Genomic DNA, 11,538 nt, shown 5'->3' on the forward strand with positions numbered 1-11,538 from the left:
ATAAATAGTTAGGGGAGATTCGCGATGAATGTTAAGGAAATAAAATCAGAAGATCAATTAGATGCGGTATTATCCGTTTTACAACAATTACGAACTGCGCTTACAAAAGAGGAAGCACAATTTTTATTTCGTCAGATGAAAGAGGAACGCTATCAATTATTTTCTTTGTGTAATGACGCAGATGAGGTGGTAAGCCTTGCAGGGGTAGCGGTATGTACGAATTTCTATAATAAGAAACATGTTTTTGTATATGATCTTGTTACAGCGGGGGCCCATCGCTCAAAAGGCTATGGTAAAGCGTTATTATCATATATAGAAGAGTGGGGAGCAGAAAAGGGATGTAGTTCTGTTGTTTTGACATCAGCTTTTCCACGGGTTGACGCACATCGTTTTTATGAACGTGAAGGATATGATAAAGTTAGTTATTCATTTCATAAGAAATTGAAATAAAGAAGAGGATTACCTCTTCTTTGTTTTTGATATCGACTCCGTACTTCCTCTAATTTTTTACTTTAGTCTAATCACTTTTTTACAAATGTAACGAAGAACGTTTTCTTTCCTCTAAAGAAGCAAATGAAAAAGAATCCTTATTTTTTACATATATTTTTTGGTCTTGAACAGGTTGCACCATTACTGCTTGTGAACTTCTTGTTTTTAGGGCATCTTGTATTCCAATAGTCATGAGTTTAATGAAAAGTATAGTAATAAAGAATGTGATGAGTGTATAAAAGATAATCCATAATGAAAGATTCATTTCATAACGATTTAATCCAATAAGGCCTGCCCAATCATTTGAGAGTGAAACAGGTTTGAACTCACCTTGGTCCATTTCTTTCAGTTGTATCCCACCGATTATAATGTTAAGTAATGCTAGATGGATCATAAGTATGAGTGTTTGGACAATATGCTCCATAAATAAAACAAATGCTCGGTCTAATAATAAGACACGCAAGTGTTTCTTTATAATATGAAAACGGCTTGCCCCCATTAATTGTGAGCTCATTATATAATCTTGCTTCATAAACTCATCAACTTCTGATGAAATATATAAAGAAATTGTAGGTAGAGCAATAAAAATGAGTATGATAGCTTGATAAAGTGTAAATGGAATATTTGGACTTAGCCGATCCGCATTTGATGTAATTACAATATTAACCGGTGTGATGAGTATAAATGCGATAAATACAGTTGGGATATAATAAAATACTTCTGAACATGCCTGGAAAAATCTTTTACATTTTGCAGCGTATAAACTTAATAGGATACCTAAACATGTCCCAAATAAAATACGTAATAAACTAATTCCGACAGCAAATAAAATTGTAAATTTCGCTCCTTCTAAAATTTGTAAGAAAATAGATTCTCCAAAACGGTCAGAGCCAAAAGGTGGCATTAAAGATGGTGAAAAGGGTGCCTTGCCAAGTAATTCATTATTGTCATTGTAAAGCAATAGAGGTGCTTCTGGTATGCTATCTTTAAAGAACCAACTATAAATAAAGCTAGCTGTAAGTAGTACAAAAAGATAAATGAATCCGATTAAAAAGCGTTTTGATTTCCAAATAGACCTCATATAACTTCTCCTCTCATTTGTTTTTGCCACCTATTCATCATAAAAGAAGTGATTTGAAAAATAATATAAAACGGTAAGATAATCATGATAAGTATGATAAATGTAGCGGGAGGTGAAATAAACGCCTTCCTAAATAAAAATTGAATGATACCTTGCATATTAAAAATAAATTCTAAAATGAACAAATTAGAAAGTAAGAAAACGAAAATTGTTTTTAAGTGGTGGAAGAAATGAATAGATATATTTTTGAATAAATGAATGCACAGTATATATCTTGATGAAAGGCCCTTTCCGTAAGCAACTTCTACATATTGTTTTCCATGTTCTTCTTTTATATATAAAATCATCATCCGGAACATTTGTAATGTAGGCAAAACCGCTAAAGATAAAATAGGAAGTAAATAAGCGCGATTTTCATTAAAAGAAATAATTGTGACAGGAGATTCCCCGAATTTCTGAAGTAACCAAATGAAAAACATTTGTAAGCAAATCATCATCATCATATCAGGGATAGCTTCTAATACAAAAATAAATCTGTTAATCCATTTTTTGATAGAATCCTTTGCTGAAAAATAGAAAAACGCCATGCTAGATGAAATAAAGAGTGCAAGAACGAAAGCTACAAACAAAACAGTAAATGAATATATGTAAGGTTCTAATACGGTTGGAAATAATGGTGTTTTTTTGAAATTACCGAACTTCGCTTCTGATGATAGAACTATAAGAGACTCGGGAGAGAAAACCTCTTTTAACATAGTAAAAATCTGTTTGAAAAATTGAATCGGTTGAAAGGTGAATCCCCCTTGAGTGATAAATAAATAAGGTAAATTTAATAATAGTAAGAGTGATAAAATAATCGATGAAAGTTTTATCATAAATTGAGATGTTTTGTGTAACATCAAATCCCTCCGTCATCTTTTTACAATATTATACAACAAAGTGAGAATTATTGTTTGATTTTTCAGAAGAATATATATTATTGTTATTATTAGTGATACATTAAATTCTAATATTCTACTTGATAGCATAGGAGGCAATATGGAACAGATATATTTACAAGGTAAAAAAGTGATAGTAAGAAAAATAGAAGAGAAAGATATAAATTCTTTATATTCACAAATATACAAAGAAGAAAACCCTGAATGGAAAAAGTGGGATGCGCCATACTTTCCATTTTCTATTCAGGAATACCCAGTGTATAAGGGAAGTTTGCAAGCTAAGCTAAAAGAGGAACCTTTGTCGCAACTTATTATTGAAGCCGATAACGAAATAATAGGGACAGTTGGTTTCTATTGGGAATATAAGGCGTCACGCTGGTTAGAAATAGGGATCACCATTTATGACCCAGCATATTGGAATGGCGGTTATGGTACAGAAGCTTTGCAACTATATAGAGATTTATTATTCGAAAATATGGAGATTGGTAGGGTTGGACTAACAACTTGGTCTGGAAATGAACGAATGATGAAAGTCGCAGAAAAAATTGGGATGAAGTTAGAAGGTAGAATGCGAAAATGTCGTTACTATAATGGGGCATATTATGATTCTATTCGAATGGGAATGATTCGTGAAGAGTGGGAAGCATTAAGAGAAGTGGAGGAGTAAAGTAAGATGTATGCCGTTATTGCTACATTTGATGAGAGGTTTTCGGAGCGTGTGAAGGAGATATGGGAAGGGCTAACAGACGTTGTACATAACGAGGGTTTAGAACCTCATATTACATTAGCTGATTATCATACTTTGGATTTGGAAACATATAGAAATGAATTTGAAAAGTTTACAGAGAGTGTAGAGCGTTTTCTAGTTGAATTCTCTTCTGTTGGCACCTTCCCTACAAATGGAACAATCTTTCTGGCGCCAACAGTAACAAGAAGATTACTAGAGTTGCATCAATCGTTTCATAATCATTTTACGGATTTTCATGATCAGCCACAGTCGTATTATGTACCTGAGAAGTGGGTACCACATTGTACAATTGCCAATCGTTTAGAGCGGGAGCAATTTGTTCGTGTAATGGATTTTGTATATAAAGGTTTTCGTGCACAAACGGCAGTTGTAGAAAGTTTAAAGTTAATTAAAGTGAACTATGAAAATCGGAATTCAGCTTCTTGTAGCATAGTAGCAGAATACTTTTTGAAAAGAGTGGAGATATCGATATGACGTATGTAGTTAGAGAAATGAATGTAGAGGACATTACAGCTGTACAAGAAGTGGCAAAAATAGCTTGGCATGATACATATAAAGGAATCATTCCACAGGAAATTCAAGATGAATTTTTAAAGCAAGCATATTCAAATGAAATAATGAAACGACGTTTAGAACATTCATACTTACTCGTAGCAGAAGTAGAAGACCAAATTGTTGGATTTGCTAACTTTTCACCTGTAAAACATCAAAATGAAGCGGAATTAGGAGCCATTTATTTATTACCGGATCATCAAGGAAAAGGAATTGGGACAGCTTTATTGCAAAGAGGTATCGCGGTTTTAGACGGTGCTAAGAAGATTTATATTTGTGTAGAAGCGGAAAATGAAAAAGGAAAACAGTTTTATAAAGCAAAAGGTTTCGCCGCTTTAGAACAGTTTGAAGAAGACTTTGAGGGACACATGATGCAAACGGTAAGAATGGTGTTACATGTATAGTAAATGGTTTAGGAGGAGAAGAGATGAAGATATTCGATTTCGGTGAAATGGCAGGGAATCACATATCAGTGTTTCATTCTAACTTTATTATGTCAAAAATAGTAAAACATCAAGGAGAGGTACATATTGGTTGTATGCATTTACAACCAAAAGGAATAATCGGGTATCATGAAGCAGTTGTTTCTCAGCTTCTTCTAATTGTGCAAGGGTAAGGACTTGTTTGTGGCGCAGATAAAAAGAAAAAGAAAGTGCACCCGGGTCAAGCTGTTTTATGGGATAAAGGGGAATTCCATAAAACAACTACTGAAACTGGGCTTATGGCAATTGTAATTGAGTCAGAGAATCTAGAAAATAATATCCGAATGCCGATTGTAGAAAGAGAAGGCGAAGGAATAGGAGGATGAAAGGATGATTCAAAAGGCGAACGAAGAGGAAGTTCAGCAAATATTAAATTTTGCAGCACAATCACTTTTTGAAGGAACAAAAGAAACGTGTCAGTTAAGCCAAGAAAAGGCGATTGAGATTACACAGCCTCTATTAGATAAAGGAGCGTATTATTCAGTTGTAAAACAAGAGAATGTGCTAGCAGGATGGATTTTAATTGGAGAGAATACAGATTATTTTTCAGGAGAAAGACTGGGATTCATTTATGAATTATATATTTTTCCAGCGTATAGAGGAAAAGGGTTATCCCGAAAACTAATGAAAGCAGGAATCGATAGATTGCAAGAAAAGTATAAAGAAATACGTTTAAATGTATTCGCTGGGAATTTCGCCAAAGAGATGTATAAAGAATTTGGATTTGTTGAGAGGCAAGTAGTTATGACATTGAAGCTTAAATGTTGAATTATATCTGTATATATAAATAAATAGAATAAATAAAATTTATAAAATTTTTCCATGAAAGTGAAAAAAATCCCTTTTCAAATTTTTATTATTATTCTATAATTATCCAAGTAGAATTGAATTTTAGTAAATTCTATCAATTTAACCAATTCATTCATTATTAAGGGGGAAAATTTAATGGCTGGACAAATTCGTATGAGTCCTGAGGAGCTAAAATCAAAAGCTAAACTATACGGACGAAGCTCTGATGAAATTAAAGATATTCTTGGAAAATTACAAGGATTACAAAATGAATTACGTGGAGAATGGGAAGGCCGTGCTTTTGATGGTTTTGATCGACAATTCAACGATCTAAGACCAAAAGTAGAAAGCTTCTCACAATTATTACATGAGATTGATGTTCAACTTACTAAAACTGCAGATGCTGTTGCTTCTCATGATGAAGAGTTATCACGTAATTTCGGCTTGAAATAAGAAACGTTGATATTCTCTACATAAAAAGAAGGTTTCAAAGTTAGCCATGCGACTTCTGTTGTATGGCTAACTTACTTTTAAGAAAAGAATGAATTTTAATTTTTATGTATAATAGGCTATTTTTAGATTTTTTTATTCGCAGGAGTGATAAGTATTGAAAAAAATTAAGTGGAGTATCTTGTTGTTTATCATTTTAGCACTTGTATTTGCAACAGGGACTTCCTATTTAGCTTTAAATAAAAAGTTAAAAAAAGAAGATGAAAAAAGCACTCCAAAAATGACGGTTGCTTTAGTAAACGAGGATCAAGGGACGGTATTTGAAGGAAATAAAATAGCATTTGGAGATCAGTTTATAAAAAATATTAATAAAGACAATAATCAACAATGGTATGTGGTCAGTCGTGGAGTTGCAGAAAATGGTTTGAAAAACAATAACTATAATATGATGATTGTAATTCCGAATGACTTTTCTAGAAAGGCTGTTTCAATTCATGCTGAAGCACCAGAGAAACTAACATTAAGTTATAAAGTAAATGCAACTGGAAATAAAGAATTAAAAACAGAAGCGGAAAAGACAGCCGCATCGATTTTAGAAGATTTTAATAGACGTATTATAGATGTATATTTTGCTAGCATAATTGGGAAATTACAAGCTGCGCAGGATAATATTGGGACAATCGTAGATAAAGAACAAGCCCACATGAAAGTATATAAAACAGATGTACATAATCCTTTGGCAAACTATACACAACAATTTAAAACAGTACAAGATTATACAGGTGTCTCTGTTAATAGCTTTAAAGGGTTTGAAGGGGTATTACAAAGATTTGGTCAAACAATCGATGAGGGTGCGAAATCGAATGCTACCTATTTAGGTGGTTTCGATAATCTTCAAAATTTGCAAACAGGCAATAATTTGTTAGCAAATAATTTTTCAAATCAGCTTAATCAATTTAACAGTGACCTTAGTACAAATGATGTGCTAAAGCAATTAAGTGCATTGGAATCGGCGAATAAAGTTATCGCAAGCCATTTCAATGACTCAGATAAACAATCTAATGCTTTAACTGACTCAACAGCAATTCAACAGTATTTAGCAGATGTCATAAATAAAATGAAAAGCTATGATGAAGAACTAGCAGATAAGCTCAAGAAGAATATTCAAGAAACAATTAATGAGAAATTAAAAGCAAAACTTTCGGGTAATAACACAAAAGAGATATATTTAAATACCTTAATGCAACAACCAGACAATCAAATTAACGAACAGATTAAAAGTTTAATCAATAAGTTAGCAAGTATGGATGTTGAAGAAATTGATAGACTCACATTACCTGATGAGACAAAGACGCAGCTGAAAAATGTAGTTCAAGTTTCTAAGAAGTATGGGGAAGAGAATAGCTTCCATTATGAAGGCTCTAACGATATTCCATTAGAAAATACAATCAAGAATATTAAGAAAGGCCTAGCTACTGATGGAATTATTTTTGAAGATAAAGAAAAAGTTACAAAAATGGATGGAGAGCAAATGTTTAATTTGCAACTTCCAGAGGGATTTGAACTGTATTCAAGTACGGAAGCATTAATGATTAACGGACAAGACTATACTGCAGACTATTTAAGTAATGGGAGTGTCAAGCTGCCTTCTCGAGAAGAAGGAGAATTATCTGTTGGTGTGCGTGTCAAATTGTCGGATGAAAACGCAAAGATTGATGTTTTTACACCAGTAACATGGAAATGGAATTTAACTCATACGCATGAAAAAACACCAACGGAAACGAAGCCAGTTGATCCTCCGACCGAGGGACAAGAAACAACTGGTGAAAATAATAAACAAAGTAATCAAGTTGTCAAACTGACAAATCGCACAAAAACGCCAGTACATTCAATTAAACAATTGACAGATAGTAAGACTGGTAGTGAAACAAAAGAACCAAATAAAGATGGAAACAAAAACCCAGGTGGTGGCACGACAAACCCAGGTGGTGGCACAACAGAGCCAGGTGGTGGTACAACAAACCCAGGCGGTGGCACAACAGACCCAGGCGGTGGCACAACAGAGCCAGGTGGTGGTACAACAAACCCAGGCGGTGGCACAACAGACCCAGGCGGTGGCACAACAGAGCCAGGTGGCGGCACAACAAACCCAGGTGGTGGTACAACAAACCCAGGCGGTGGCACAACAGAGCCAGGTGGCGGCACAACAAACCCAGGCGGTGGTACAACAAACCCAGGTGGTGGCACAACAGAGCCAGGTGGTGGCACAACAAACCCAGGCGGTGGCACAACAAACCCAGGCGGTGGCACAACAAACCCAGGCGGTGGTACGACAAACCCAGGCGGTGGCACAACAGACCCAGGCGGTGGTACAACTAATCCGGGTGAGGGAGATAAAAAAGTTGAAACAATAGAACGTACTAATGATCATATTGTTCATCAAAAAATGGAAGTTTTATCTCCAGCATCATCTGAGGGGTTAATAAAAGACGCTGTGAACACAGTGAAAAATTATGAAGAATTATCAGGCTTATATGAACTGTATTATGGGCTTGATATGAAAACAGAAGATTTATCAGGAAAGTTAGAAAAACAAGCTTTAAAAGATCTTGCCACATCAAAATCTCTTTATTACATGTTAAATAAACAAAATGTGTTAGATATCATTACAGGTCTTGTTTCATCTGAAATTCAGGCGGAAGTAACATCTGAGATGAATCAAGTAAAACAAAAAATTAATGATTTGCAGCTCTTAGCTAAAAATGTTAACCAAAATTCAGACCGTTTGGCAGAAACATTAAAACAAACATCAGAACAAGCTAATGTAATGAATACGAATCTGGCTGAGTATTTAAACGGTGCAATGAAGTGGCGTGAAGGTAGTCTAAAACTGATGGAGGAACAAAGAACAATAGTAAGTAGTCGTGAAGGAGAACAGACAGCTATATTAGCATTAGACACTGGATTGAAATCATTAGTGACACAGAGTCAATCGTTAGCTGAAAGTTCGAAAGGTACTTTGCTAGCTTCTGACGAGGTATATAAAACGTTTGATCAAATTAATAATCAAGCAAAAGAAATTCAAGACAGCGGTGTAACGATGGTGTCAAAAGCTGATACATTATTAAACGATTTAACTGATAAAGTATCGGATGATAAGTCATTCGCGAAAAACTTCAGTAAAGTATTAGCGAATAGCCGTGTTGGCGAACGTCAGAATGAACAGTTATACAAGTTTTTAGCGAATCCAGTTTTAAAACAAAATGACGGTGTTATTACAGCAGGCAATGCCTTTACACCATATTTAATTGTATTAGTATGTTTTATTGTTTCTTTATTTACGTCATACGCTATTGCGAATCAGGAAAGAAAGCGTCATCAACAAGATGATTTTGAAGAAAAATCATCAATTTTAGATATGAACTTACCAATCACGGCAATTACATTCGGAATAGCTATTGTTGAAGGAGTTATAATTGGTATCATCGCTGGGAAATTATTAGAATTCAGCGGAAATCAAAGGTTAATTTGGATTGCTTTTATAACAATTACAATGATGGCTTTTGTCTTCGTTTCAACATATCTATTACGCCAAGCAAAAATGATAGGCATGTTTATCTTATTAACATCATTAAGTCTGTATCTATTTTTAACAGAAGCTGTTGGAGTTAAGGTAACTAAGACATCATATCTTGGTAAGTTACGTGAATTTTCACCACTTCAATATATAGAAGATTTCTTAAATAATTTTATAAGTGGTAAAAATGATGGTCATGTCACTTTCGCAGTCCTTCTTGTAATAGCAATTGTTGGATTTATTATCAATCTATTTGTATGGCATAAAAGGTGGGAGGAAAAAATTGACGATGATGAAACAATGCATACAGCTGGCTAGATTATCATTTGTCTTTTTTCTTTTCTTGTTTGCTGCGCCCCTCATGGGTAGCGCAGCAGACAGTTACCTGAATGATAATGGTAAACTTGATTTTAAAGTAGATCGGCTACATGAAGATAACCAAGAAAGAAATGAAAAAGGACAGCAAGAGACAGAGCTCGATAAAGCAGCAATTCAATTATTTAATGAAGAAGTTGAAAAACAAATTAATGAAAAACAAAAGAAAGAAAAGAAAGAAATGAAAGAGTTGAATGACTCTTTATTTTTGAATACGAAAAAAATAGATAAAATGAAAGACACACAGAAGAGTTTGTTTTCAAAAAACTATAACGTGAGAGCAAGTTCTAGTGAAATGGATCATAGCCAAGCCAAAACAGAAGAGTCAATTAGTCCGACATTGATTGGATTAATTATTATTGGCGTTATATTCATTTTTATTGGATTTGGAATCATCATTCGGAAAATTTGGATGTAAGGAGAATCACAAATGGCTATACAGACACATATTAACGTCACTGTTGATTTTCATAAATGGAATGGAAATACATACGATTTACGAATCCCCAATCATCAGTCTGTTAAATATTTGCTTAAAAATTTAATTGAAACATTAAAAATTGAAAAATACGATACATCAAACTACGTAATTAAAGTTGTGAATAAATCGTTATTATTAACAGATGATGATAGATTGGTAGATCACCAAGTAACAGATGGAGATATATTACAAGTAATATAAATTACATAATCATGAACGCAGCATGTAACCTACTCAAGTGAATTCGTAAAATCAGAATAGGTTTATGGTGAAAAGGAGAAGAGGAAGAACATGACGGAGAAAACAATTCAGATTGATTCAATGGAGTATCGATTTGAAATAGAAGAAGATACTTGGAAATTAGAACTTGCTAAATCTCAAACGCAAGTAAAAGATACCCGTCAATTGGAGTTATTAACGGAAAAATCATCAATGTTTCTACCAGTAACAATAGAAGAGCATGATGATACATTTACTTTTACATATACGGTAGAAAAGAAATTATTGAAATGGGAAGATGTAAAGAAATTAGAAAGAAATGAGAAATTACGTTTAATCCGAAATCTATCTCATTTTCAAGAGTATTTGCATAGAAGAATAACTTTCTTTTTACACCCGGATAATTTAGTATTTGATGCAAATTTAATGCCTTTTATTATACATCGCGGAATTCGAGAGATTGCCCCGCCCAAACCACTAACAGAAAATCAATTTTTACTCCACTACAAATGTTTTATTATTGCTTTGTTTTCCAAAAAACATAGTTATGATGATCTATATGCTGGTTTATTGGAAAGCGCAAAAGAAACTACATTTGAACAGAATGTGGTCAATATGGAAAGCTTTGAGGAACTGAAACAGTTTATCGAAGTGAATTTTTTAAAGGAGCAAGCAAAAGCAGAAAAAACAATGCAACTTGTTCCGAAAAAGCAGTTTAAATTATTTAAATACTTAGCATTTTCATTTGCGGCAGCTACAGTTATCTTAGCAGCACCAGTCGTTTACTACACATTTATGAAAGTGCCGTATCAAAATACACTTCTAGAAGCTAATAAAAATTTCTTAGCAACGGATTACGATAAGGTAATTAGTAATTTGAATGAGGAAGAGTTTGAATCATTACCGCTAGCATCTAAATATGAGTTAGCGTATTCCTACTTGAAAGTAGAGAAATTATCTGATGAGCAAAAAGCAGCAATTATGAAAAATGTTACTTTAAAAAGTGATGAAAAGTATTTATTGTACTGGATTTACAACGGAAAAGGTAATTTTGATAAATCATTAGATTTAGCGAAAAGTGTGGATGATCCACAATTAATCATGTATGGCTTAATTAAACAAATAGAAGCAGTGAAAAATAATCCGGATTTACCAGGAAAAGAGCGCGATGAAAAGCTAAAAACATTTGAACAACAATTGAATGAATATAAGAAAAAATATAGTGATTCATCCAATGAAAAAGATATATCTAATACAAAAAAAGCAAAGTAAAAGGATGAAGACTTTTGCTGAATCTATATGAAAATGGATATATAAACAACAAGAAAAGATAGGGAGTACGTATATATCCAATCTA

General features: G+C 33.6%; 12 protein-coding genes and 1 pseudogene. 11 read left to right on the plus strand and 2 right to left on the minus strand.

Translation table 11 applies throughout. The annotated features are described in order from the left end of the window. Positions 1-24 precede the first annotated feature (24 nt). The gene (locus tag C564_RS0112085; RefSeq protein ID WP_006094644.1) at positions 25-450 is read left to right on the plus strand and encodes a GNAT family N-acetyltransferase; all 426 of its coding nucleotides are present in this window, start codon (positions 25-27) and stop codon (positions 448-450) included. A 79-nt stretch (positions 451-529) separates the two neighbouring features. Here the strand turns inward: C564_RS0112085 and C564_RS0112090 are convergent, their stop codons facing one another. Together C564_RS0112090 and C564_RS0112095 are read right to left on the minus strand one after the other, a co-directional pair. Beyond that, positions 530-1,570, minus strand: a complete 1,041-nt coding sequence (locus tag C564_RS0112090; RefSeq protein WP_018765500.1) for an ABC transporter permease — start codon at positions 1,568-1,570, stop codon at positions 530-532. Then, positions 1,567-2,469 carry an ABC transporter permease subunit gene (locus C564_RS0112095; protein WP_018765501.1) on the minus strand — a complete coding sequence of 301 codons (903 nt, stop codon included), beginning with the start codon at positions 2,467-2,469 and terminating at the stop codon, positions 1,567-1,569. Before C564_RS0112095 ends, C564_RS0112090 begins: the two co-directional genes overlap by 4 nt. A gap of 139 nt (positions 2,470-2,608) precedes the next feature. Between C564_RS0112095 and C564_RS0112100 the strand changes: the two genes are divergently transcribed. The 10 genes and pseudogenes from C564_RS0112100 to essB all read left to right on the plus strand — a co-directional run bounded on the left by C564_RS0112100 (position 2,609) and on the right by essB (position 11,453). Beyond that, positions 2,609-3,175, plus strand: a complete 567-nt coding sequence (locus tag C564_RS0112100) for a GNAT family N-acetyltransferase (protein ID WP_018765502.1) — start codon at positions 2,609-2,611, stop codon at positions 3,173-3,175. Positions 3,176-3,181: 6 nt separating this feature from the next. After that, the gene (locus C564_RS0112105) at positions 3,182-3,730 is read left to right on the plus strand and encodes a 2'-5' RNA ligase family protein (RefSeq protein ID WP_018765503.1); all 549 of its coding nucleotides are present in this window, start codon (positions 3,182-3,184) and stop codon (positions 3,728-3,730) included. After that, on the plus strand, positions 3,727-4,212 hold the full coding sequence (locus C564_RS0112110) for a GNAT family N-acetyltransferase (RefSeq protein WP_018765504.1): 486 nt from the start codon (positions 3,727-3,729) through the stop codon (positions 4,210-4,212). The genes C564_RS0112105 and C564_RS0112110 overlap by 4 nt, the downstream gene beginning before the upstream one ends. A gap of 23 nt (positions 4,213-4,235) precedes the next feature. Next, positions 4,236-4,616, plus strand: a pseudogene (locus C564_RS37415) (cupin). Between the two features lie 4 nt (positions 4,617-4,620). Beyond that, a complete protein-coding gene (locus C564_RS0112120; RefSeq protein WP_018765506.1) occupies positions 4,621-5,058 on the plus strand; it encodes a GNAT family N-acetyltransferase in 438 nt (145 codons plus the stop codon). Between the two features lie 177 nt (positions 5,059-5,235). Next, positions 5,236-5,532, plus strand: a complete 297-nt coding sequence (locus tag C564_RS0112125; protein WP_018765507.1) for a WXG100 family type VII secretion target — start codon at positions 5,236-5,238, stop codon at positions 5,530-5,532. 154 nt (positions 5,533-5,686) lie between these two features. After that, positions 5,687-9,424: a type VII secretion protein EsaA gene (gene esaA, locus C564_RS0112130; protein ID WP_018765508.1), complete on the plus strand. Its 3,738-nt coding sequence runs from the start codon at positions 5,687-5,689 to the stop codon at positions 9,422-9,424. Continuing rightward, on the plus strand, positions 9,396-9,899 hold the full coding sequence (gene essA / locus C564_RS0112135; protein ID WP_018765509.1) for a type VII secretion protein EssA: 504 nt from the start codon (positions 9,396-9,398) through the stop codon (positions 9,897-9,899). The genes esaA and essA overlap by 29 nt, the downstream gene beginning before the upstream one ends. Before the next feature lie 12 nt (positions 9,900-9,911). Next, on the plus strand, positions 9,912-10,163 hold the full coding sequence (locus C564_RS0112140) for an EsaB/YukD family protein (protein WP_018765510.1): 252 nt from the start codon (positions 9,912-9,914) through the stop codon (positions 10,161-10,163). A 90-nt stretch (positions 10,164-10,253) separates the two neighbouring features. Further along, positions 10,254-11,453 (plus strand): type VII secretion protein EssB, encoded by a 1,200-nt coding sequence (essB, locus tag C564_RS0112145; RefSeq protein ID WP_003197233.1) that lies wholly within the window; start codon positions 10,254-10,256, stop codon positions 11,451-11,453. Positions 11,454-11,538 lie beyond the last annotated feature (85 nt).

It is taken from the genome of Bacillus sp. 105MF (assembly GCF_000374885.1).
In the GTDB taxonomy this organism is placed as follows: domain Bacteria; phylum Bacillota; class Bacilli; order Bacillales; family Bacillaceae_G; genus Bacillus_A; species Bacillus_A pseudomycoides.